At 67.8% G+C, this 23,404-nt stretch carries 22 protein-coding genes; 16 read left to right on the top strand and 6 right to left on the bottom strand.

All coding sequences use genetic code 11. The features are described from left to right. Nucleotides 1–15: 15 nt before the first annotated feature. Both AC0J5J_RS05350 and AC0J5J_RS05345 read right to left on the bottom strand, forming a co-directional pair. Nucleotides 16–798 carry a PspA/IM30 family protein gene (locus AC0J5J_RS05350; protein WP_474899889.1) on the bottom strand — a complete coding sequence of 261 codons (783 nt, stop codon included), beginning with the start codon at nt 796–798 and terminating at the stop codon, nt 16–18. Further along, on the bottom strand, nt 795–1,418 hold the full coding sequence (locus AC0J5J_RS05345) for a hypothetical protein (RefSeq protein ID WP_474899888.1): 624 nt from the start codon (nt 1,416–1,418) through the stop codon (nt 795–797). Before AC0J5J_RS05345 ends, AC0J5J_RS05350 begins: the two co-directional genes overlap by 4 nt. A 236-nt stretch (nt 1,419–1,654) precedes the next feature. Between AC0J5J_RS05345 and AC0J5J_RS05340 the strand changes: the two genes are divergently transcribed. The 9 genes from AC0J5J_RS05340 (at nt 1,655) to AC0J5J_RS05300 (ending at nt 12,997) form a co-directional block, all read left to right on the top strand. Then, nucleotides 1,655–3,907, top strand: a complete 2,253-nt coding sequence (locus AC0J5J_RS05340) for a bifunctional alpha,alpha-trehalose-phosphate synthase (UDP-forming)/trehalose-phosphatase (protein ID WP_474900196.1) — start codon at nt 1,655–1,657, stop codon at nt 3,905–3,907. Between the two features lie 46 nt (nt 3,908–3,953). Beyond that, nucleotides 3,954–5,648, top strand: coding sequence for a dihydroxy-acid dehydratase (gene ilvD, locus AC0J5J_RS05335; protein ID WP_134424934.1), 1,695 nt, complete (start codon nt 3,954–3,956; stop codon nt 5,646–5,648). A 37-nt stretch (nt 5,649–5,685) separates the two neighbouring features. After that, nucleotides 5,686–7,506 carry an acetolactate synthase large subunit gene (locus tag AC0J5J_RS05330; RefSeq protein WP_474899887.1) on the top strand — a complete coding sequence of 607 codons (1,821 nt, stop codon included), beginning with the start codon at nt 5,686–5,688 and terminating at the stop codon, nt 7,504–7,506. A gap of 3 nt (nt 7,507–7,509) precedes the next feature. Then, nucleotides 7,510–8,019 (top strand): acetolactate synthase small subunit, encoded by a 510-nt coding sequence (gene ilvN, locus AC0J5J_RS05325; RefSeq protein WP_134362524.1) that lies wholly within the window; start codon nt 7,510–7,512, stop codon nt 8,017–8,019. 158 nt (nt 8,020–8,177) lie between these two features. Then, on the top strand, nt 8,178–9,206 hold the full coding sequence (ilvC, locus tag AC0J5J_RS05320; RefSeq protein ID WP_134424932.1) for a ketol-acid reductoisomerase: 1,029 nt from the start codon (nt 8,178–8,180) through the stop codon (nt 9,204–9,206). Between the two features lie 208 nt (nt 9,207–9,414). Beyond that, complete coding sequence (locus tag AC0J5J_RS05315; RefSeq protein WP_474899886.1) at nt 9,415–10,854, top strand: FAD-binding oxidoreductase; 1,440 nt, start codon at nt 9,415–9,417, stop codon at nt 10,852–10,854. Nucleotides 10,855–10,912: 58 nt separating this feature from the next. Beyond that, nucleotides 10,913–11,968 (top strand): zinc-dependent alcohol dehydrogenase family protein, encoded by a 1,056-nt coding sequence (locus AC0J5J_RS05310; protein WP_134424930.1) that lies wholly within the window; start codon nt 10,913–10,915, stop codon nt 11,966–11,968. Nucleotides 11,969–12,116: 148 nt separating this feature from the next. Continuing rightward, nucleotides 12,117–12,632: a DNA polymerase III subunit gamma/tau gene (locus AC0J5J_RS05305; RefSeq protein ID WP_134424929.1), complete on the top strand. Its 516-nt coding sequence runs from the start codon at nt 12,117–12,119 to the stop codon at nt 12,630–12,632. Next, the gene (locus AC0J5J_RS05300; protein WP_134424928.1) at nt 12,629–12,997 is read left to right on the top strand and encodes a hypothetical protein; all 369 of its coding nucleotides are present in this window, start codon (nt 12,629–12,631) and stop codon (nt 12,995–12,997) included. The genes AC0J5J_RS05305 and AC0J5J_RS05300 overlap by 4 nt, the downstream gene beginning before the upstream one ends. 129 nt (nt 12,998–13,126) lie before the next feature. Here AC0J5J_RS05300 and AC0J5J_RS05295 read toward each other — a convergent pair whose 3' ends face one another. After that, nucleotides 13,127–13,522 carry a DoxX family protein gene (locus AC0J5J_RS05295; RefSeq protein WP_474899885.1) on the bottom strand — a complete coding sequence of 132 codons (396 nt, stop codon included), beginning with the start codon at nt 13,520–13,522 and terminating at the stop codon, nt 13,127–13,129. A 96-nt stretch (nt 13,523–13,618) separates the two neighbouring features. On the opposite strand from AC0J5J_RS05295, the gene serA reads away from it, so the two are divergent. Beyond that, nucleotides 13,619–15,211 (top strand): phosphoglycerate dehydrogenase, encoded by a 1,593-nt coding sequence (gene serA / locus AC0J5J_RS05290; RefSeq protein ID WP_474899884.1) that lies wholly within the window; start codon nt 13,619–13,621, stop codon nt 15,209–15,211. Here serA and AC0J5J_RS05285 read toward each other — a convergent pair. Further along, entirely contained in the window at nt 15,201–15,794 is a 594-nt protein-coding gene (locus AC0J5J_RS05285; RefSeq protein WP_474899883.1) for a TetR/AcrR family transcriptional regulator, read from the bottom strand. The genes serA and AC0J5J_RS05285 overlap by 11 nt on opposite strands. Before the next feature lie 95 nt (nt 15,795–15,889). Here AC0J5J_RS05285 and AC0J5J_RS05280 point away from each other — a divergent pair, with 95 nt between their 5' ends. Continuing rightward, nucleotides 15,890–17,413 (top strand): MFS transporter, encoded by a 1,524-nt coding sequence (locus AC0J5J_RS05280; RefSeq protein ID WP_474900195.1) that lies wholly within the window; start codon nt 15,890–15,892, stop codon nt 17,411–17,413. A 91-nt stretch (nt 17,414–17,504) separates the two neighbouring features. Here AC0J5J_RS05280 and AC0J5J_RS05275 read toward each other — a convergent pair whose 3' ends face one another. Next, complete coding sequence (locus AC0J5J_RS05275) at nt 17,505–17,756, bottom strand: DUF6458 family protein (RefSeq protein WP_474899882.1); 252 nt, start codon at nt 17,754–17,756, stop codon at nt 17,505–17,507. Nucleotides 17,757–17,858: 102 nt separating this feature from the next. On the opposite strand from AC0J5J_RS05275, the gene AC0J5J_RS05270 reads away from it, so the two are divergent. From AC0J5J_RS05270 to AC0J5J_RS05260, 3 genes are read left to right on the top strand one after another with little or no spacing between them, the layout of a single operon-like run. After that, the gene (locus tag AC0J5J_RS05270) at nt 17,859–18,932 is read left to right on the top strand and encodes a 3-isopropylmalate dehydrogenase (protein WP_134424922.1); all 1,074 of its coding nucleotides are present in this window, start codon (nt 17,859–17,861) and stop codon (nt 18,930–18,932) included. After that, complete coding sequence (locus AC0J5J_RS05265) at nt 18,929–20,074, top strand: branched-chain amino acid aminotransferase (RefSeq protein ID WP_474899881.1); 1,146 nt, start codon at nt 18,929–18,931, stop codon at nt 20,072–20,074. Before AC0J5J_RS05270 ends, AC0J5J_RS05265 begins: the two co-directional genes overlap by 4 nt. Next, nucleotides 20,071–20,835: a fumarylacetoacetate hydrolase family protein gene (locus AC0J5J_RS05260; RefSeq protein ID WP_474899880.1), complete on the top strand. Its 765-nt coding sequence runs from the start codon at nt 20,071–20,073 to the stop codon at nt 20,833–20,835. The genes AC0J5J_RS05265 and AC0J5J_RS05260 overlap by 4 nt, the downstream gene beginning before the upstream one ends. Before the next feature lie 58 nt (nt 20,836–20,893). Here the strand turns inward: AC0J5J_RS05260 and AC0J5J_RS05255 are convergent, their stop codons facing one another. Then, nucleotides 20,894–21,502 (bottom strand): TetR/AcrR family transcriptional regulator, encoded by a 609-nt coding sequence (locus tag AC0J5J_RS05255; protein ID WP_474899879.1) that lies wholly within the window; start codon nt 21,500–21,502, stop codon nt 20,894–20,896. Nucleotides 21,503–21,598: 96 nt separating this feature from the next. On the opposite strand from AC0J5J_RS05255, the gene AC0J5J_RS05250 reads away from it, so the two are divergent. Next, nucleotides 21,599–22,618: an NADP-dependent oxidoreductase gene (locus AC0J5J_RS05250; RefSeq protein ID WP_474899878.1), complete on the top strand. Its 1,020-nt coding sequence runs from the start codon at nt 21,599–21,601 to the stop codon at nt 22,616–22,618. 48 nt (nt 22,619–22,666) lie between these two features. After that, nucleotides 22,667–23,371, top strand: coding sequence for a type 1 glutamine amidotransferase domain-containing protein (locus AC0J5J_RS05245; protein WP_474899877.1), 705 nt, complete (start codon nt 22,667–22,669; stop codon nt 23,369–23,371). Nucleotides 23,372–23,404 lie beyond the last annotated feature (33 nt).

Genomic DNA, 23,404 nt, shown 5'->3' with positions numbered 1-23,404 from the left:
CGTGCGGGGCTGGGGCTAGGGGGTGGTCGGGGTCTGGCCGATGCTCAGCCAGCCGTCGCTTCCTCCCCGGGCGTGGGTGCCCGGGGTGCGACCCCCGGCGGCGGCGCGGGCCTCCTTCAGTGCCTGAAGCTGGCGGTCGACATCCGCTTTCGTCGCACCGGCCGATAGCTGCCGTTCAAGGTCCGCGTCGGGCGGTGCCGTGGCATCGTTCAGAGCGCCGCTGGAGAGCAACTCGTCGGTGGCGGCAGCGCGGGCCTGCATCTGGGCGACCCTGTCCCTGGCCCGATCCAGGCCGGCACCGGCGTCGGTCATCTCGGAGCCGAGCCCGGCCGCGGCCTCGTTGGCCTTCACCCGCGCCTCAGAGGCGGCGTAGGTGGCCTTCATCGTTTCCTTCTCTGTGCGGAAGGCGGCGATCCGTTCGGCGAGACGGCGCTCGTTGTCCTGCAGTTGCGCCTGCTGCTGTGCCAATGCCAGGTACTGCTCCCGGATCCCGGCCACCTGGCCCTCGAGGAGCGAGCGGCGTTCCAGCGCCGTGCGGGCGAGGTCTTCCCTGCCCTGGTTGAGCGCTTCCTGGGCCTGGTCGGCCAGCCGCTGGTAGCGACCACCCATATCCTGCCCCTGCAGTTCGATCCGCTTCTTCGCCGTGGCAACCTCGGCCAGGCCCTGGCGCACCTGCTGGAGCATCCGCACCTGCTGCTCATAACTGTCGTCAAGCGCCTCGCGAGGGTCCTCCATCCGGGTCAGAGCGCGGTTGGACTTGCTGCGGAGGATGACCCGCAGCCGCGAGGTGAGGCTCATGATTCACTCTTCCTACTGAGGTGGTGCACGGGGACGGGCCGACGCGCCGGGGGTGAATCCTCGCGGCCGTTGAGGGAGCGCAACTCCTCGACTCCGGCTCGGAGTGCTGCAACCTCATGCTCGACATCAGAGTGCAGCGTCGTCAGGCTGTCATCGGTGAGGTCCCCGAGGCCGGCGGAGACTGCGGAGCGGAGACGGCGCACCAGCCTGGTCACCCGGTCGACGCGGCGGCCCGCCACCGGGATCGCCTCGGCGAGCGCCACGGGATCGGTCTCGCTCGTCAGCAGCCGCAACTGCGATTGCACACTGACGCCTTCACTCTGGATCCGACGAAAGAGTCGGGGAAGCTCGCCGAGCGGACCAGCATTCTGCCGGGCCAGGTCGACGGCCGCCTGACCGCTGGCGAGGGATTCCGTCAGCCGCAACTGCAGCTTCAGAACCTCGTGCTGTGGGCCCCAGCTGAGGCGGGTGCGAGAACGCAGCACCGCGCCGGAGAGAGCGCGGCTGCGGCGAAGGCGCTTGTACACCGCCCGCACCACCAGGAAGAACGAGACGAAGACAACGAGGCTGATGGTCGCGAGCGCGATCAACACCCAGCTCAGCAGAAAACTCAGGTCCATGGGTCCGCCTTTGATCGAACAGGTCTCCGGGGTCGAGCCGTCACGTGACACAACCGATGAGGAGGGGACACGACGGGACACGATTCACACGCCAAAATACGCGCGTTACCTCAAAGTTGTCACCATGCCGATCGACCGTGTCCGAAAGGCCGCTCCGGCAACGGATTCCGGCTCGCTGATAACCTTGGAGTCCAGCAAGGTGGTCGCGCTCAGCGCTCGCCGGAACGGATGAACCCATTACTTCTGCAGCCGAGACAACGGCATCCGCCGGCACGAGCCCGACCTACTCACTGGTTGTGGTGTCCAACCGACTCCCGGTCGAGATCGAGGTCTCCGACGACGGAACCGAAGGCTGGCGCACCTCGCCCGGCGGCCTGGTCACCGCTCTCGAACCCATGATGCGCAGTACTGACGGTGCCTGGGTGGGCTGGCCCGGCATCGCAGACCGCACGTTCGAGCCGTTCGAGAACGACGGCATCTCCATCGTCCCGGTGCGGCTCAGCGAGTCCGAACTGGAGGAGTACTACGAAGGATTCTCCAACGACACCATCTGGCCGCTCTACCACGACGTGATCGCTCCGCCACGCTTCCACCGCGAATGGTGGGAGGCATACGTGCGGGTGAACCGCCGCTTCGCCGAAGCCGCCGCATCCGCCGCCGCCCACGGGGCGACGGTGTGGGTGCACGACTACCAGTTGCAGCTCGTGCCACGGATGCTGCGCGACCTGCGCCCCGACCTCGTGATCGGCTTCTTCAACCACATTCCGTTCCCGCCGTACGGGATCTACGCGCAGCTGCCCTGGCGCAAGCAGATCCTCGACGGCCTGCTCGGCGCCGACCTGATCGGCTTCCAGCGCCTCGCCGACGCCGGCAACTTCTCCCGCGCCGTGCGCCGGCTCTACGGCTACCCGACCCGCGGCGTCGCCATCGACGTGCCTGCCCCCGAGGGCACGCACCGCCGGGTGATCGCCAAGCATTTCCCGATCTCCATCGACGCCGCCGCCTACGAGGAACTGGCGCGCCGCCCCGAGATCCAGGAGCGGGCGCGCCAGATCCGGGAAGACCTCGGCAACCCCAAGACGATCATGCTGGGCGTGGACCGGCTCGACTACACCAAGGGCATCGCCCACCGCATCAAGGCGTTCGGCGAGCTGCTCGCCGACGGCAGCCTGAGTGTGGAGGACGTGACGCTGGTGCAGGTGGCGAGCCCTTCGCGGGAACGCGTCGGCCCCTACATCGCCCTGCGGGACGAGATCGAACTGGCCGTCGGCCGCCTCAACGGCGACTTCTCCACCATCAGCCACACCGCGATCAGCTACCACCACCACGGCTACCCCCGCGAGGAGATGGTCGCACTGTACCTCGCCGCCGACGTGATGCTGGTGACCGCCCTGCGCGACGGCATGAACCTCGTCGCCAAAGAGTACGTGGCCGTGCGCTTCGACCGTGACGGAGTGCTCGTGCTGAGCGAGTTCGCCGGAGCCGCCGACGAACTTAAACAGGCCGTGCTGATCAACCCGCACGACATCGACGGGGTCAAGGCCGCCATCCTCCGCGCCGTCGCGATGCCGCGCCAGGAACGGCTGCGACGGATGCGCGCGCTCCGCCGCAAGGTCTTCGACAACGACGTCGCCGCCTGGTCCTCATCCTTCCTCCGCACCCTGACCGAGGGAGCCGCCGTGCGTCCCGGCATCCCCGACACCCTCGCCGGCGCGCTGAAGGATCTCAGCCGCGCCGACAACATCCTGGTCGCCCTCGATTTCGACGGGACTCTCGCCCCGCACGTCGACAAACCCGAAGACGCGCGCGCCGTGGCCGGCACCCGCGAAGCCGTGCAGCGCCTGCTCGACCTCGACGGGGTCCGGGTCGCGTTCGTCTCCGGACGGGCCCTGGTCAGCCTGCAGCACGTGTCGCAGCCGCAGACCGACGTGCTCCTCACCGGCTCGCACGGGATCGAGGTGCAGCTGGACACCCCCGAGATCGAACTCGACCTCGTCACGGTGGAACTCGAGCAGCTCGACGCCCTCGCGCGGGTGCTCGAGCGCATCGCCGACAGCGTCGACGGAACCTGGATCGAACGTAAACCGGCCGGCCTCGCCCTGCACACCCGGCTGGCGACGCCTCGGAACGCCGCCGCCGCCCAGAAGAGCGCGCGCGACGAGCTGGGTGCGTTGCTGCCCGGACTGACCGTGCGGGACGGCAAGGACGTGATCGAATTCGCGGTGCGCTCCAGCACCAAGGGCGACGCCCTCGAGCGGCTCCGCCGCCACACGGGCGCCGACCGGGTCTTCTACGCCGGCGACGACACCACCGACGAGGACGCCTTCGCCGTGCTCCAGCCCGGCGACGTCGGCCTCAAGATCGGTGCCGGCGATTCGCTCGCCGGCTATCGCGTGCGCGGGCCGGAAGACGTGCCACTGGTGCTGGGTCTCATCGCCGACGCCCGCGCGGCCGTCGCCGCGGAGCGTGAGGCCGCCGCCGGAGCATAAGCCCCGAACGGCGGTCCTCCCTCAACGGACGTTCTAGACTCAGTGCATGACTGAGATCGACATGAAGCCGCGCAGCCGCGACGTCACCGACGGAATCGAAGCCACCACCTCGCGTGGGATGCTCCGGGCCGTGGGTATGGGAGACGCGGACTGGGAAAAGCCCCAGATCGGCATCGCCAGTTCGTGGAACGAGATCACGCCCTGCAACCTCTCCCTGGACCGCCTGGCGCAAGCCGCCAAGGAAGGTGTGCACGGCGGCGGCGGTTACCCGCTGCAGTTCGGCACCATCTCCGTCTCCGACGGCATCTCGATGGGCCACGAGGGTATGCACTTCTCCCTCGTCTCCCGCGAGGTCATCGCGGACTCGGTCGAGGTCGTCATGCAGGCCGAGCGCCTCGACGGCTCCGTGTTGCTCGCCGGTTGCGACAAGTCGCTCCCCGGCATGCTGATGGCCGCGGCCCGCCTCGATCTCGCCAGCGTCTTCCTCTACGCCGGCTCGATCGCCCCCGGCTGGGTCAAGCTCTCCGACGGCACCGAAAAAGACATCACCATCATCGACTCCTTCGAAGCGGTCGGCGCCGTCAAGGCCGGGCGGATGTCCGCAGCCGACGCCAAGCGCATCGAGTGCGCCTTCGCCCCCGGCGAGGGTGCCTGCGGCGGCATGTACACCGCTAACACGATGGCCAGCGTGGCCGAGGCCCTCGGCATGAGCCTGCCCGGCTCCGCGTCACCGGCCTCCGCCGACCGCCGCCGCGACTACTACGCGCACCGCTCCGGCGAGGCCGTCGTCAACCTGCTGCGTCTCGGGATCACGGCCCGGGACATCCTGACCCGCAAGGCCTTCGAGAACGCGATCGCCGTGGCGATGGCGTTCGGCGGGTCCACCAACGTGGTGCTGCACCTGCTGGCCATCGCGAACGAGGCCGAGGTCGAACTCACCCTGGACGACTTCAACCGGATCGGCGACAAGGTGCCGCACATCGGCGACCTGAAGCCGTTCGGCAAGTACGTCATGAACGACGTCGACCGTCACGGCGGCGTCCCGGCCGTGATGCGGGCCCTGCTCGAGGCCGGCCTCATCCACGGTGACGCGCTCACCGTGACCGGCAAGACCGTGGCCGAGAACCTCGCCGAGATCGATCCGCCCGATCTCGACGGCACGGTACTGCGCACCCTCGACAATCCCATCCACGTCAACGGCGGAATCACCATCCTCAAGGGTTCGATCGCGCCCGAGGGTGCCGTCGTCAAGACCGCCGGCTTCGACTCCGACGTGTTCGAGGGCCCCGCACGCGTGTTCGAACGTGAGCGCGGCGCCATGGATGCGCTCACCGCGGGGGAGATCCAGAAGGGCGACGTCGTCGTCATCCGCTACGAGGGACCCAAGGGCGGTCCCGGAATGCGGGAGATGCTCTCGATCACCGCGGCCATCAAGGGCGCCGGGCTCGGCGCGGATGTACTACTCTTAACGGACGGTCGATTCTCAGGCGGCACAACCGGACTGTGCATCGGCCATATAGCACCCGAAGCGGTGGACGCAGGTCCAATCGCCTTCGTGCGCGATGGTGATCTGATACGGGTCGATATCGCAGCTCGCACGCTCGACCTACTGGTCGACCCTGATGAGCTGGCCGCCCGGAGTGTTGGCTGGGCACCTCTGCCTCCGCGCTACACCCGAGGCGTTCTCGCAAAGTATTCGAAGCTTGTCCAGTCTGCGGCCGTCGGCGCCGTCACGGGCTAGCACACACCAATCGTCATCGAACTAGGGAACTGATCACATGACCGCGGAAACCCCCGTGCCATCACCGTCGCCCTCACCTGCCGCGCCTGTTTCGGCACCAGACTCCGGTACGCCCGAGATCATCACCGGTTCCGGCGCGATCATCAGGTCGCTGGAGCTCCTGGGCGTCACGGACGTCTTCGGGCTTCCGGGCGGCGCCGTCATCCCGCTCTATGACGAGCTGATGAGCCAGACCGGCATCCGTCACATCCTGGTGCGCCACGAGCAGGGTGCCGGCCACGCCGCGGAAGGCTACGCCTCGGCGAGCAACCGCGTCGGAGTGGCCATCGCCACGTCCGGCCCCGGCGCCACCAACCTGGTCACGGCCATCGCCGACGCCTACATGGATTCGGTCCCGATCCTCTGCATCACCGGCCAGGTCTTCTCCACGCTGATGGGCACGGATGCCTTCCAGGAGGCCGACATCGTCGGCATCACCATGCCGATCACGAAGCATTCCTTCCTGGTCAAGCGCCCCGAGGACATCCCCGCGGCCATCGCGTCGGCGCACCTGATCGCCTCCACCGGCCGGCCCGGCCCGGTGCTGGTGGACATCACCAAGGACGCCCAACAGAAGAGCGCCCCCTTCATCTGGCCGCCCAAGCTCGACCTGCCCGGCTACCGGCCGGTCACCAAGGCCCACGGCAAGCAGGTGCTGGCCGCGGCCCAGTTGCTCGCCGAGGCCAAGAAGCCCGTTCTCTACGTGGGCGGCGGCGTCATCCGTGCCCGCGCGTCGGAGGAACTGCTCGCGTTCGCCGAACTCAGCAACACGCCCGTCGTCACCACACTGATGGCGCGCGGTGCGTTCCCCGACTCGCACGACCAGCACCTGGGCATGCCCGGCATGCACGGCACGGTGTCCGCGGTGCTCGCGCTGCAGGAAGCCGACCTGATCATCGCCCTCGGCTCCCGCTTCGACGACCGCGTCACCGGCAAGGTCTCCGAGTTCGCGCCGCACGCCTCCATCGTTCACGTCGACATCGACCCCGCGGAGATCGGCAAGATTCGCGCCGCCGACGTTCCCATCGTCGGTGACGCCAAGGAGGTCATCGCTGACCTCACCGTGGCCTACGCGGCCGCGGTGACCACGACGACGCCCGATATCAGCGCCTGGTGGACCTACCTGAAGGGTCTGCGAGAGGAATTCCCGCTCGGCTACTCCGAGCCGACGGACGGCCTGATGAGCCCGCAGTTCGTGATCCAGCGCATCGGTGAGTTGACCGGGCCGGAAGCCGTCTACGCGGCCGGCGTCGGCCAGCACCAGATGTGGGCGGCCCAGTTCATCAAGTATGAGCGGCCCAATTCCTGGCTGAACTCCGGGGGAGCGGGCACGATGGGCTACTCCATTCCCGCCGCGATGGGCGCCAAGGTGGCCGAGCCCGACCGGGTCGTCTGGTCGATCGACGGCGACGGATGTTTCCAGATGACCAACCAGGAACTGGCCACCTGCACGATCAACAACATCCCGATCAAGGTCGCCGTCATCAACAACTCCTCGCTGGGCATGGTGCGGCAGTGGCAGACGCTGTTCTACGACGGACGGCACTCCTTCACCGACCTGCACACCGGCCACGGCTCCGCGATGGTGCCGGACTTCGTGAAGCTGGCGGAGGCCTACGGCGCTCTCGCCATCCGGGTCACCAGTCCCGACCAGGTCGACGACGCCATCAAGCTCGCGCTGGCGACCAATGACCGTCCCGTGGTGATCGACTTCATCGTGAGCCGGGACGCCATGGTCTGGCCGATGGTGCCGCAGGGCGTCAGCAACAGCTATGTGCAGTATGCGAAAGACCACGCACCGACCTGGGAAGAGGAATAACCCGTGAGCACCCACGTTCTGAGCCTCCTCGTCGAGGACAAGCCCGGCCTGCTCACCCGGGTCGCCGGTCTCTTCGCCCGCCGCGGCTTCAACATCGAAAGCCTCGCGGTCGGCCACACCGAGGTTCCCGGGCTCTCCCGCATCACGATCCTCGTCGACGTCGAAGACGCACCGCTGGAACAGGTGACGAAGCAGCTGAACAAGCTGATCAACGTCATCAAGATCGTCGAACTCGACCCGGCCCAGTCGGTGCAGCGCGAACACCTGCTCGTCAAGGTGCGCGCCGACAACACGACCCGGTCGATGGTGCTCGAAGCCGTGACCCTGTTCCGGGCCCGCGTCGTCGACGTGTCCGTCGACGCCGTCGTGATCGAGGTCACCGGAGACTCCGGCAAGACGCAGGCACTGCTGCGCGTGCTCGAGCCCTACGGGATCAAGGAGATCGCCCAGTCCGGTCTGCTGGCCATCGGCCGCGGATCGAAATCGATCAGCGAGCGCGTCTTCAAAAACTAACGGTTGTCGACGGGCTCGACCACCGGGATCCCGGTTGTCGAGCTTGACGAGACACGACCACCGGGTCTCGACAAGCTCGACCACCGACAAGCTCGACCACCGACAAGCTCGACCACCGACAAGATCTTATCCGCCAACAACAAGGAGAACATTTACTCGTGTCTGAGATTTACTACGACAAAGACGCCGACCTGTCCATCATCCAGGGCAAGAAGGTGGCCGTCATCGGCTACGGCTCTCAGGGCCACGCCCACGCGCAGAACCTCCGCGACTCGGGTGTCGAGGTCGTCATCGGCCTCAAGGACGGCTCGAAGTCCAAGGCCAAGGCCGAAGAAGCCGGCTTCACCGTTCTCAGCACCGCTGAGGCATCCGCCTGGGCCGACGTCATCGTCATCCTGGCGCCCGACCAGGTGCAGCGTCACCTGTTCGCCGCCGACGTGCTGCCGAACCTCGCCGCGGGCAAGGCCCTCGTCTTCGGACACGGCTTCAACATCCGTTTCGGCTACATCGAGGCTCCCGAGGGCATCGACGTCGTCATGGTCGCCCCCAAGGGACCGGGCCACACCGTGCGCCGCGAGTACGAGGCCGGCCGCGGTGTTCCCGTGATCGTCGCCGTGGAGAAGGACGCGTCGGGCGCCGCCTGGCCGCTCACCCTCAGCTACGCCAAGGCGATCGGTGGCCTGCGCGCCGCCGGCATCAAGACCACCTTCACCGAAGAGACCGAAACCGACCTGTTCGGCGAGCAGGCCGTGCTCTGCGGTGGCGCGTCGCAGCTGATCCAGTACGGTTTCGAGGTTCTCACCGAGGCGGGCTACCAGCCGCAGGTTGCCTACTTCGAGGTGCTGCACGAGCTCAAGCTCATCGTCGACCTGATGTGGGAGGGTGGCATCGCCAAGCAGCGTTGGAGCGTCTCCGACACCGCCGAGTACGGCGACTACGTCTCCGGCCCGCGCGTCATCGACGCCCACGTCAAGGAGAACATGAAGGCCGTTCTCGCCGACATCCAGAACGGCGCGTTCGCCGAGCGGTTCATCCAGGACCAGGACGCCGGAGCACCGGAATTCCTCGCTCTGCGCAAGAAGGGCGAAGAGCACCCGATCGAAGCCACCGGCCGCGAGCTGCGCAAGCTGTTCGCCTGGAACGCCTCCGCCGACGACGATTACATCGACGGCGAAGCCGCGCGCTAACACCCCAGCGCACGTCGACAGCGGGACCGATCCACGCGATCGGTCCCGCTTTCATCGTTAAAGGGCCGGTGGAACCCCTATCCGAGGTGCATGCTTGCCGCGGTCGGCGCGGGTGTTCAGCATTGTTCCCAGCGGATGACCCCGGCCGCCCTCACGACTTCCCGCGCGGCCAGCCACAGCGCGACGACTGCAATCGCAGGGGACAGTTATGGGTAAACAGACCACACGACATCAGAGCAGGCACTCTCAGGCCTTCGACGAGGTGAGCGACCTCCAGAGGCACATCTCCGGAACCGTCATCACGGCCGGCGACTCCGGCTACGACGAGGCCAGACGAGTCTGGAACGGCATGATCGATCGCCACCCGGTCGCGGTCGTGCGGGCCGCGGTGGCGGCCGACATCGGACCGGTGGTGCATTTCGCACGCACCCGCGGCCTCCCTCTGGCGGTGCGCGGCGGCGGCCACAACGTCGCCGGCAACAGCACGGTCGACGGCGGCCTGGTGCTCGACCTGGGCAGGCTGACCGCGGTCGAGGTGAACGAGCGCACCCACACTGTGCGCGCCCAGCCGGGAGCCACCCTCGCCGACCTCGACCGGGTGACCGAACCCTATGGGCTGGCGGTGCCGGTCGGCGTCGTCTCGGGAACCGGACTGGCCGGCCTCACCCTGGGCGGTGGGGTCGGCTGGCTGACCCGCGCCCACGGCCTGACCGTGGACAACCTGGTCGCGGCCGAGCTCGTGACGTCCGCGGGGGAGACCGTGACGGCGAGCGACAGCGAGAACGCCGAACTGCTCTGGGGGCTGCGTGGAGGCGGCGGCAACTTCGGGGTGGTGTCCACGTTCACGTTCCAGGCGCATCCGCTGCCCGCCGAAGTGCTCACCGGCAACCTCATCTACGGTCGAGACCGTTGGACGGAGGCCCTTCGTGCCTTCGCGGCCTGGACCCACGATCTGCCGGACGAGCTGACCACGATCATCAGCTTGATGGTGCCGCCGCCGGGCTGGAACCTGGGTGACGACCCGCTGATGCTGCTCGGCTTCGCCTGGGCGTCAGCCGACCTCACGGCCGGCTATGAGGTCGTCGACCGGCTTCGCCGGGCCGCACCACCCGACGCAGAGGCGGTTGGACCGGCGCGCTGGCCGGTCTGGCAGTCGTCCGCAGATGAACTGTTCCCCCGGGGCGTGCGCGGGTACTGGAAGAACACCTCCTTCGACCGGCTCGATGACGATGTGATCCAGGTCATCACGCGGCGAGCAGCCGAACAGACCTGGCGGGGTACGGGCTTCGACATCCACCACATGGGCGGAGCGCTCGCGCGGGTCGACGAGGACGCCACGCCGTTCCCGAACCGGGCGGGGCGGTTCTGGCTGAACATCTATGGTTTCTGGCCCGACGCCGCCGACGATGCTGCACGGATCGCATTCGTGCGCGGATTCGCCGCTGAGATGGAGCCGGTCGCCTCGGGCGGTCAGTACGTCAACTTTCTCGGCGCTGAACCGGACCTGGACCCGGCTGCCGCAGCCCTGGCCGTCTTCGGGCCCGCGAAACTCGAGCGCCTCAGCGCTCTCAAGCGCACCTGGGACCCGGACAACGTCTTCCGGCTCAATCACAATATCCCGCCGACCATACCGCGGGCCTTCCGGTGAGCGGAGTACCGTGATCGTCGCCGGGGTGCACCCGGGTCCCGTCGACGAAGGAGTCACCATGAAGGCGCTGGTTTATCACGGTCCCGGACGAAAGACGTGGGAGGACGTACCCGATCCGAAGATCGTCGGGTCGGGTGACGCGATCGTGCGCGTGGACACGACCACCATCTGCGGCACCGACCTGCATATCCTCAAGGGTGACGTGCCGGCCGTGCAGGAGGGCCGCATCCTCGGGCATGAGGCGGTGGGCACGATCGTGGAGATCGGCACCGCCGTGCAGACTCTCGCGGTGGGCGATCGGGTCATCGTCTCCTGCATCAAGAGCTGCGGTCACTGTGCGAATTGCAGGACCGGGCTGTTCTCGCACTGCCTGGGCGACGAGGGGGCATCCGGGACCGGCTGGGTCTTCGGGCACCTCATCGACGGCACCCAGGCCGAGTACGTCCGGGTTCCCTACGCGGAGAACTCCTTGCACCTCCTGCCGCCCGGCGTCACGGACGAGGAGGCCGTCATGCTCTCCGACATCCTGCCGACCGGGTTCGAGATCGGAGTGCAGTACGGCAGGGTCAAGCCGGGGGACGTGGTGGCTGTGATCGGTGCCGGGCCGGTCGGCCTCGCCGCCATCGCCACGGCCGGGCTCTACGGCGCCGGCACGATCATCGCCATCGACACGGATGAGAACCGGCTGGAGCAGTCACGTCTGTTCGGGGCGACGGATGTCGTCGTCTCCGGCAGCCCCGACTGGAAGCAGCAGGTGCTGGCGTTGACCGACGGCGCCGGCGTCGACGTCGCCATCGAGGCGGTCGGCATTCCGGAGACGTTCACCATGGCGATCGACGTGGTGCGTCCAGGCGGCACCGTGGCCAACGTGGGCGTGCACGGCAAGCCGGTGGAGCTGCACCTGGAGGACCTGTGGATCCAGAACATCAGCATCAGCATGGGGCTGGTGAACACCAACACCACACCCATGCTGCTGAAGCTCGTGGCGCAGAAGAAGATCCCCGCCGCCAAGCTGGCCACGCACCGGTTTTCGCTGGACCAGATCATGGAGGCGTACGACACTTTCTCCCGCGCCGCGGAGACCAAGGCGCTGAAGGTCGTGCTCAGCCGCTAGCGCTCGCTCGCCCGGCGCGCCCGGCCCGCACGGTCGGCGCGACTGTTGCCCGTTCGGACATGTGTTGCCGGCACACCGGCGACACATGTCCGCTTCGGCAACAGTTGCGTTGTCGAGGATCAACTCGGCGGATCGGTACTCTGGAAACATGACTTCTGGATACTCCGACGGCGACAACCGGGACGACGCCCTGGGCTGGGCTGGGGACGACGACCCCACGCTCGCTTCCGGGGACGAAGCCGGCGAGACCGGCGAGACCGCGAGTGCCGCTGGCCCCGGCTCCGGCGAACCGCCGGAGGGATGGACCGTGACCGGTCCGGCATCCGCTGTCGAGGCGAAGGCGGCAGCCGATGCCGCAGCGACCCGCGTCGCCACGAGCTCGCTGGCCCTGGTGTCGCTCGGCATCTTCGGCGGAATCTACCTGCTCTACACGATCGGTTGGTTCATCGGCGCGGGCCGCATCCAGATCCCGACGTCCGACGTGGTCTCCGAGTTCATGTTCATGCTCGGCCTGTGGCTGGCCGTGGCAGCCCCTGCGGTCTGGTTCGCGGTGACGTTCTGGCTCACTCGAGCACACCCGCGGGCTCGGTTCGGCTGGCTCCTGATCGGCGTCATCCTGCTCGTTCCACTGTCATTCATCTCCGGACCGGGGGTCATCGCATGACCGATTCCTCTCAGACCGCCACCCCGGTCGGATCCGGGTCCCGGCGGCGCACCCCGCGCTGGTTGTCGACGACGATCGCGATCCTCTTCGGCCTCTTCTACGCCTACGACGTCTGGGAGGCTGTCGGCAACCTCGTGGGCCTGAACATCCTGGCCCAGAGCCTCGATTCCCAACTGAGCGGGTTCGGCATCGTCGTGCTGCTCATTGGCATCCTCGGCCCGATCGTGATCTTTGTACTCGCCGCGTGGATCGGACGTTTCCGCGGTCCTGCCCCACAGGCGGCCCTGTTCCTGGCCGGCCTGTGCCTGAGCGCCGCGATCGCCGTCAACATCTTCACTCTCGGAGCGGGCAGCCTGCTCGCCTAGGCCGAACGCGAAGCCGTCTCGGCGCACCCTGTGGAAGCGGGCGCACGTTCCACCATGCGCCCGCTTCCACAACCTGCGCCGCGAATGGCGGGCGGCCCTGGCGGCGCGGGCGGCGCGGGCGGCGCCGGCTCAGACGATCGCGACGACGATCAGTCCCATCAACACGAGCTGCCCGACCAGGCGCGGCACGAGCGGGATCGCGGCCACGCCGAAGCGGTCCGGGTAGCGTGACGCGAAGGCGTTGGCCGGGAAAACCGCCGCCAGGAACACGACCAGGCAGACGCCCGCCGTCACAATCGTGGGTGGGTAGAGCAACCCGAGCCCGCCGGCGAGCTCGCACACACCGGTCAGGATCACGAGGTTCGCGGGCCGGAGGACCCCGGTCGATCGCAGGCGTGGCGGGATCATCGCCCGCATGGTGCGCGCCACCGTCGGCACAAAATGCGTGATCCCGGCGCCGATGAAAACCACCGCCAGCACGATGCGGAGGGCGAACTGGATGTCGGGGAACGTAACGCTGCTCATGGCTCCATTCTCCAGCCGATAGAGTGTTTTCATATCTGGCGCCCCACGGTCGCGGCGCAAGCCATGCTTTCTGCTGCTATCGGAGGATCCGTTTTCGTGTCAAAACCTGTTGTCCTAATCGCTGAAGAATTATCGCCTGCCACCGTCGACGCCCTGGGGCCCGACTTCGAAGTTCGTTCCGTAGACGGCACCGACCGGGTGGCTCTGCTGGCCGAACTGGCCACGGCGCATGCCGTGCTGGTGCGCTCCGCCACCAAGGTGGACGCCGAGGCGATCGCCGCCGCACCGTTGCTGAAGGTCATCGCCCGCGCGGGCGTCGGCCTCGACAACGTCGACATTAAAGCGGCCACGGCCGCCGGCGTCATGGTCGTCAATGCCCCGACCTCCAACATTATTTCCGCAGCAGAACTGACCGTCGGTCACATCATCAGCCTTGCCCGCCACATCCCGGCCGCTCACGGCGCGCTGGCCCAGGGGCAGTGGAAGCGCTCCAAGTACACCGGCGTCGAGCTCTACGAAAAGACCATCGGCATCATCGGCCTCGGCCGGATCGGCGCCCTTATCGCGGCCCGGATGCAGGCCTTCGGCACGAACATCATCGCCTACGACCCCTACATCACCTCCGCCCGCGCCCAGCAGCTCGGCGTGCATCCGGTCAGCCTCGACGAGCTCCTCGCGCAGTCGGACTTCATCACCATCCACATGCCCAAGACGCCGGAGACCAACGGCATGATCGGCGCGGCGCAGTTCAAGCTGATGAAGCCCACCGCGTTCGTCGTGAACGTGGCTCGCGGCGGCCTCATCAACGAGGACGACCTCTACGACGCCCTCACGTCCGGCACCATCGCCGGAGCCGGCCTCGACGTCTTCGTCAACGAGCCGCCGACCGGCTCGAAGCTGCTCGGCCTGGACAACATCATCACCACCCCCCACCTCGGCGCCTCCACGGACGAGGCCCAGGAGAAGGCCGGCGTCTCGGTCGCCAAGTCGGTGCGCCTCGCCCTGTCGGGAGAACTCGTTCCCGACGCTGTCAACGTCGCCGGCGGCGTCATCGACCCGTACGTGCGCCCCGGTATCCCGCTGGTGGAGAAGCTCGGCCAGGTCTTCTCCGGTCTCGGCGCCCGCAGCCCGCTGACCAGCGTCGACGTCGAGGTTCGCGGCGAGCTCGCCGACTATGACGTCAGCGTGCTTCGGCTCGCCGCGCTCAAGGGCATCTTCACCAACGTTGTCAGTGAGACCGTGTCCTACGTCAACGCGCCTCTGCTCGCCGAGCAGCGCGGCGTCGCCGTGCGCATGATCACCGACAAGGAGTCGCCGGAGTACCGCAACGTGATCACCCTGCGCGGCGCCCTCGCGGACGGCTCGCAGATTTCGGTGTCGGGTACCCTGACCGGTACGAAGCAGACCCAGAAGATCGTCGAGATCAACGGCTACGACGTCGAGGTCACGTTCGAGAACCACCTGATCGTGATGCTCTACACGGACCGTCCCGGAATCGTGGCCGTCTACGGTCGCGAGTTCGGTGACGCCGCGATCAACATCGCCGGAATGCAGATCGCCCGCCACGTGGCCGGCGGCAAGGCGTTGAGCGTGCTCACGGTGGACTCGCCCGTTCCGGCCAGCCTGCTCGCCAAGGTGCGTGACGCGATCGCGGCCGAGGCCATGATCGAAATCTCCATCACCGAATAGCGGTCCCGGCGGTCATCCGCCCGATCACCGCGAGCAACCGGTCCAGCCTCGTCGTCGATGTGTCATCGACGGCGAGGTGGCCGGGGCTCGCGAGGGTGGATTCGTAGTACAGCCCGTCACTGACGAGCATGATCACCTCGGCCACGTCCGGGTCTCCCACCGCCTCCTCGATGACGCTCAGCCACTGGCGCCGAGTTGAGGCCAGGGCAGCGTTGGCCAGCGGATGCGCCCCCTGCGCCAGACGCACGGCCGCACCGATCGACTGGTCGAGCGCTGTTCCCTCGCTCATCGACGTGCGGATCAGGTAGTCGACCGCTCCGGCCGGGGCCGCTCGAATCTGCTGCACATCGTCGGCGACCAGCGCGTCGAGCCGGGCCAGGAGCCCCTCGACGAGCGCGTCCTTCGAGCCGAAATGGTAGAGCAGGCCGCCCTTGGACAGGCCGGCCGCCGCCGCGACGGCGTCGAGGGTGGCCGCCCGTTCGCCCTGGTCGATCAGGAGCTGAGCGAACGCGTCCAGGAGGCGATCGCGTGTGGGGGAGGTATGGTGCGCCCCCGTGGCCGGGGATGCGCTGGCGGAGATCATGGTGCTACTATACCGTCTGGACGGTTTACTTTACCGTCTGGACGGTACAGCATCCGTCTCTCAAGCCGAAAGCAGTCGTTACCGTGTCGAATTCCTTGCGTGAGTCCACCCCCATCGTTGCCGTGAGCCCGGTGATCAGCCCTCATCGCCGGTGGTGGGCGCTGGTCGTGCTCATGCTGCCCGTTCTCCTGGTCTCGATCGACAACACGGTGCTCAACCTCGCACTGCCGGCCATATCCGAGGACCTCCGGCCGACCGGAACCCAGCTGCTCTGGGTGATCGACATCTACCCACTCATGCTCGCCGGGCTCCTGGTGGCCATGGGCAGTCTCGGCGACCGGATCGGCCGTCGACGGCTGCTCCTGGTCGGGTCGGCCGGTTTCGGCCTGGTGTCCGTCGTGGCGGCCTTCGCCCCGAGCATCGAGTGGCTCATCATCGATCGGGCCGTGCTCGGGTTCTTCGGCGCCATGCTGATGCCGCCGACGCTGTCGCTGTTGCGGTCCGTCTTCACCGACCGCAACCAGCGTCGTCTGGCGATCGCCATCTGGGCGAGCGGTTTCGCCGCCGGTAGCGCGCTCGGCCCCGTGGTGGGTGGCGTACTGCTGGAGCACTTCGCGTGGGGATCCGTCTTCCTGCTCGCCGTGCCGCTGCTCGTGCCGCTGCTCGTTCTCGGACCGCTGCTCGTTCCGGAGTCCCGCGACCCGAACCCCGGACGCATCGACGCCCTGAGCATCGTTCTCTCCCTGGCGACCATGCTGCCGGTCGTCTACGGCATCAAGGCCCTGGCCGAGCACGGTCCCACGCCCGTCTCCGTCGGCCCGATCGTCATCGGCCTGGCTGCCGGCATCCTCTTCGTGCGCCGTCAGCCGCGGCTGACCCACCCGATGATCGACCTCGGCCTGTTCCGCGTCGGGGCCTTCAGCGGGGCGATCGGGGTGAATCTGCTCAGCGTGGTCGCCCTCGTCGGCGGACTGTTCTTCGTCTCGCAGTACCTGCAGCTCGTTCTGGCCCTCTCACCGCTGGAGGCAGGCCTCGTGCTTGTGCCGGGACTGGTGGCGATGATCGTGTCCGGTCTGGTGATCGTGCCGATCGCCCGGCGGGTGCGGCCGTGGATCGTGGTGCCGGTGGCACTGCTGATCTCGGCCGGCGGTTATGCGGCTGCCGCGCTGGGCGGGGGCGACCTCGACGCGGCCGGTATCGCATTCGTCTTCGTGGCCCTCGGGATCGGCATCGGCGCGGCCGAGACGGTGTCGAACGAACTGATCGTGGCGAACGCCCCGGCGGAGAAGATGGGGGCCGCATCCGCGGTAGGGGAAACGGCCTACGAGTTGGGCGCCGTGCTCGGCACGACCATCCTCGGTACGATCCTGACGGCGTCGTACCGCAGCTCGATCATTCTGCCGGAGACGCTCACGGCGGCGCAGAGCACGGCGGCCGCGGAGACGCTCGGCGGTGCTGTGGCGGTGGCCGACGGGTTGCCCTCCGGCCTGGCCGAGGTGCTGCTCGGCTCGGCCCGGGAGGCCTTCACCAGCGGAATCGGGCCCACGGCCTGGATCGGGGCGGCCCTGGTGCTGGCGGCGGCGTTCGTCGCTCTGGTCACCCTGCGGAAGGCCACCTGATCAGCGCAGCAGCCACTCACCGTGAACGTGCCAGAGCCCGTCTCGACAACTGCATCGAAACGGGCTCGGCACGACGGCGACCTCAGACGAGTCAGATGTCGTCGACGGAACGCTTCTGCGAGGTGATCTGCTCGCCGCTGGCCGGGTCGACGGCGCTGCGGGTCGTGGTCACGCTGCTGCGCTTGCGGGTCAGCAGCACGATGCCGATGATCATGATGACGGCACCGGCGCCCATCAGGATGTAGCCGACCAGTTCGATGTCCATCCACTCGACGGTCACGTTCAGGGCAAACACCATGATGGCGCCGACGACGAGGAGGAAGATTCCCAATCCGAGACTCATGCGGGACTGCTTTCTGTTGGTTGTCAGGAATTGTCCAGCTTAGACACTCGATCCGTCGCAGTAGGGTTTATCTACAGCCAACTTCCAGACATACGGAGTCGAATGTCCACTCTCATCAAGCTCGCTGTCATTCCCGGCGACGGGATCGGCCCCGAGGTCGTCGCCGAAGCGGTCAAAGTGCTCGAAGCGGCGACCGTGGCCGACGACGTCACATTCGACGCCACCTGGTTCTCCCTGGGCGCCGCCCGGTTCCTGGAAACCGGTGATGTGCTCACCGACGAGGACCTCACGGCGATCGCCGGTCACGACGCCATCCTGCTGGGCGCCGTCGGCGGGGTGCCGGGGGACCCGCGCCTCGCTGACGCGAACATCGAGCGCGGTCTGCTGCTGAAGCTGCGCTTCTCGCTGGACCACTACGTGAATCTGCGCCCGAGCGTGCTCTTCCCCGGCGTGCCCAGCCCGTTGGCGGCCCCGGGCAACGTCGACTTCGTCGTCGTGCGCGAGGGCACGGAAGGCCCGTACGTGGGCAACGGCGGGGCGATCCGCCAGGGCACCGCGCACGAGGTGGCCAACGAGGTCTCCGTCAACACGGCCTTCGGCGTCGAGCGCGTGGTGCGCTACGCGTTCGCGAAAGCCCAGGCCCGCCCGCGCCGCCACCTCACCCTCGTGCACAAGACCAACGTGCTCGTCTTCGCCGGCAGCCTGTGGCAGCGGATCGTCATCGCCGTCGCCGCCGAATACCCCGACGTGACGGTCGACTACCTGCACGTCGACGCGGCCACGATTTTCCTGGTCTCGAATCCGAGTAGATTTGACGTCATCGTCACGGACAACCTCTTCGGCGACATCCTCACCGATCTCGCGGCGGCAATCAGCGGCGGCATCGGTCTTGCGGCCTCCGGGAACATTAACCCCGAGGGCAGGTTCCCCAGCATGTTCGAGCCGGTACACGGATCGGCACCGGACATCGCGGGCAAACAACTGGCTGACCCCACGGCGGCCATCCTCTCGGTGGCGCTCCTCCTGGAGCACCTCGGCCAGACGGATGCCGCAGCCCGGGTGAGTGCCGCCGTGACCGCCGATATCGTGGCCCGTGCGGCTCTCGGCACCCCCCGGAGCACCAGTGCCGTGGGCGATGCCATCGTGACTCGACTGACAGACAAGGGAATCCAATGAGCCAGGCAGCGTTAGACGAGACATCCGGCACCACCACCTTCCCGCTGAAGTTCAGCCTCACCCCGTCCACGGCGGCCCGCACGGAGATCGAGCGTGAGGAGATCCTCGCTGACCCCGGATTCGGCAAGAAGTTCACCGACCACATGGTCGCCATCGACTGGACCATCGACGAGGGCTGGCACAACGCCCGGGTCATGCCCTACGGGCCCCTGCAGCTCGACCCGGCTTCGTCGGTGCTGCACTACGGCCAGGAGATCTTCGAGGGGCTGAAGGCCTACCGCCACGCCGACGGGTCGATCTGGACCTTCCGCCCGGAGAAGAACGCCGAGCGCCTGCAGCGCTCGGCCCGCCGTCTGGCCCTGCCGGAACTCTCCGAGGCCGACTTCATCGAATCGATCCGGCAGATCGTCGCCGTCGACGGCGACTGGGTTCCCTCCGCCCCGGAGACGAGTCTGTACCTGCGACCCTTCATGATCGCCAACGAGAGCTTTCTCGGCGTGCGCGCTGCCCACCAGGTGGGCTACTACGTGATCGCCAGCCCGGCCGGCGCCTACTTCGCCGACGGCGTGGCCCCGATCAAGATCTGGCTCTCGACCGAATACTCCCGGGCCGGCCGCGGCGGCACCGGAGCGGCCAAGTGTGGTGGCAATTACGCCGCCAGCCTGCTGCCCCAGATGCAGGCCTACGACAACGACTGCGCGCAGGTGCTCTTCCTCGACGGGGAGACCAGCAGCCGCATCGACGAGCTCGGCGGCATGAACGTGTTCTTCGTGCACGGCACCGACACGATCGTCACCCCGCGCCTGACCGGGTCGATCCTCGAGGGCGTCACCCGTGACAGCATTTTGCAGCTCGCCCGGGATCGCGGCCTGACCGTGGAGGAGCGCGACGTGACCCTCGGCGAATGGCAGGACGGTGTCGCATCCGGTGCCATCACCGAGGTGTTCGCCTGCGGCACGGCCGCCGTCGTCACCCCGATCTCCCAGCTCAAGGGACCGAATCTCTCGATCGGCGACCCGGATGCCCCGGCCGGCGAGATCACGATGGCGCTCCGCCAGGAACTGACCGACATCCAGTACGGCCGGCTGCCCGACCGTCACGGCTGGCTCACCCGCCTCGACGCCCCGGCGGCACAGGCGTGAAGATCGCGCGGTTCAGCGTCGACGGGCTCATCGCATTCGGCATCATCGATGACGACGAGATCGTGGTGCTCAAGGGTGACCCGATGTTCGCGGGCTACGACACCACCGGGCAGCGCGTAGCCCTGCGCGACGTGAAACTGCTCGCCCCGGTGATCCCGCGCTCGAAGATCGTCGGAATGGCGTGGTCCTACTTCGCTGACGAGGCCGAACAGTCCGCCGCGGCGCCCGGTGAGCCGCAGTTCTTCCTCAAGCCGAACACCTCCGTGGTCGGCCCCGGCGACGCCATCGTGCTGCCGGTGTCGTCGGCGAACGTGCACGTCGAGGGCGAGCTGGCGATCGTGATCGGCAAGATCGCCCGGAACGTGTCGGTTGCCGACGCCGAAGACGTCATCTTCGGCTACACCATCGCCAACGACGTCACCGCCCGCGACCTGCAGGAACGCGACGGCCACCTCACCCGGGCCAAGAGCTTCGACTCGTTCTGCCCGCTCGGGCCGGTCATCGACACCGAGTACGACTGGACCACCTTCACCGTCGAGTCCCGCATCGACGGCGAGGTTTTCCAGAAGGGCACGGCGACCCTGCTCAAGCACACCGTCGCGGAGATGGTCTCCTTCGTCTCCGGCGTCTTCACCCTGCTGCCCGGCGACGTCATCCTGACGGGCGCCCCCGACCGGTCCGCCTCCGTGGTGCACGGGGACACCGTGCAGATCGAGGTCCCCGGCATCGGCGTGTTGTCGAACCCGGTGCACCGCGCCTGATCGCCTGGCGGCGGCCGGAGAGGCCGTCGACGGCCCGTCTCCGGACAGGCCTCGGAACCTACTCGGGTTCCTCGGGGAACCAGGAGCGGACCTGGTCCATCGCCGTGTCGAGCAGCGCCACCGATTCGGTCGCGTTGACCCGGGCGAGCAGCATGGCGCTCAAACCCAGCGAGGCGAGCGTGCGGGCGCGTTCCGGCGCGCGATCCGGCCCGGATTCGCCTGCCGCGGAACCGGCGGCGCGGAGGGCGTCCTGCAGTGCGGTGGTCAGGTCGGACCGGTAGTCGTCGACCACCTGGCGGGCCAGATCGTCGTGGCCGGCGAGACCGGCGGCGCAGTTCACCAGCAGACAGCCTCGCCGGGGGGAGTCCTCCGGCAGTGCGGAGACGGCCGATCGGAGTTCGGCGAAGTACGCCAGCAGGGTGGTCCGACCGATGCCGGTACCGGTGAGGGTGCGCAGCCGGGGTCGGATGACGGTGACCTGGTAGTCCTCGACGGCGGCATCGAACAGGCCGCGCTTGCTGCCGAAGGCGTGGTAGATGCTGGACCGCTTGAGTCCCGTCGCGTCTTCGAGTTCGGCGAGCGACACCAGGTCGAAACCCCGGTCCCAGAAGAGATCCCTGGCGGCCTGCACGACGGTCGTGCGATCGAAGCTCTGCAGCCGGCCCATGGCGGTTCCTCCGATTTCCCTGTGAGTGGTTTTGTGGATCGCTCAGTACACAATATATATTAGACCATCCGTTACAAAAAAGCAGAGGAGCCCACCATGGCCTCGTCCACCACCAGCACTCAGATCCAACTCGTGTCCCGGCCCACCGGCTGGCCGACGGATGCCGACTTTCGCACCGTGACCGTCGACCTGCCCGAACTCGCAGCCGGCCAGGTTCGCGTGGCCAACGAATTCGTCTCGGTCGACCCGTACATGCGCGGCCGGATGAACGACGTGAAGAGCTACTCCGCCCCCTACGCGCTGAACGAGACGATGACGGGCGGGGCCGTCGGCCGCGTCGTCGCATCCGCCTCTGACGCGGTTGCCGTGGGCGATGTGGTCGTGCACCAATTCGGTTGGCGCGATCTCGTTCAGGAGGATGCCGCCGGCTTCCGGGTTGTGCCCGAACTCCCGGGTGTTCCGCTCTCCGCCTACCTCGGCGTGCTGGGCATGACCGCCCTCACCGCCTACGTCGGACTGCTCGAGGTGGCCGGGCTCAAGGAAGGCGACACCGTCTTCGTCTCCGGCGCGGCCGGGGCCGTGGGCAGCATGGTCGGCCAGATCGCGCGGCTCAAGGGTGCGAAGCGCGTGGTCGGCTCCGCCGGCTCCGCAGAGAAGGTCGCACTCCTGACCGAGAAGTACGGCTTCGACGCCGCCTTCAACTACCGGGATGGCAACATCGCCGAGCAGCTCTCCGCGGCGGCACCCGACGGCATCGACGTCTACTTCGACAACGTCGGCGGGGAGCACCTGGAGGCGGCGCTGGACAGCTTCAACGACGGCGGACGCGCCGCCCTCTGCGGTGCCATTTCCGTGTACAACAACACCGAGGCGTCAGGCGGCCCGCGCAACCTGGCCAACATGATCGGCCGCGGGCTGACCCTCAAGGGCTTCATCGTGGGTAACTACGTGCAGCACTTCGCCGCCTTCTCCGCCGACATGGCGGGCTGGCTCGCCGCGGGCGACGTCGTCTTCGATGAGACCGTCGTCGACGGCGTCGACCACGCCGTGGACGCGTTCCTCGGTCTCATGCGCGGCGAGAACACCGGCAAGATGGTCGTTCGCACGAACGTCTGACTCTTCGACAGCATCCATTTCTTTTTGATCACACACTCTGGAGAACCCATGAATTCCGTACTTTTCGTCGTCAGCGCTTCTGACCACTGGACCCTCAACGACGGCAGCCTGCACCCCACCGGCTACTGGGCCGAGGAGCTCGCCGAGCCGCACCGCCTGTTCACCGAGGCCGGCTGGACGATCACCATCGCGACGCCGGGCGGCGTCGCCCCCACCATCGACGCGGGCAGCCTGGCTCCCGCGGCCGCCGGCGGGGAAGACCGCGCCAGGGTCATCGTCGCCTACCTCGACACGATCGGCAGCGAACTCGACGAGCCGCGGGACATCGCCGACGTGACGGTCGCCGACTACGACGTCGTCTTCTACCCCGGCGGACACGCGCCGATGGAGGACCTGGCCGTCGACGCCGTGTCCGGCCGCATCATGACCGAGGCGCTCGACTCCGGAAAGATTCTCGGCGTGCTCTGCCACGCTCCGGCCGCCCTGCTCGCTGCGAAGCGTTCCGACGGCAGCTGGCCCTTCACGGGCTACCGCATGACCGGTTTCACCGACGAGGAGGAGACCCTCGGCGGCCTGGCGCCCAAGGCGCCGTGGCTCGTGCAGAGCCGTCTGGTCGAGCTGGGCGCCGACTTCGTCGCCGGCGAGCCCTGGGGCGAGCACATGGAGATCGACCGCAACCTCTACACCGGCCAGAACCCGGCCTCCTCGGCCGCTCTCGCCGGCGCGATCATCGCCGCCGTCACCGCGAAGTAGTAGTCGAGGCCCGGCGCACCCTATGGAAGTGGG

Source organism: Cryobacterium sp. TS_SC_7 (assembly GCF_056156285.1).
This window is presented reverse-complemented; position numbering and strand designations above follow the sequence as displayed.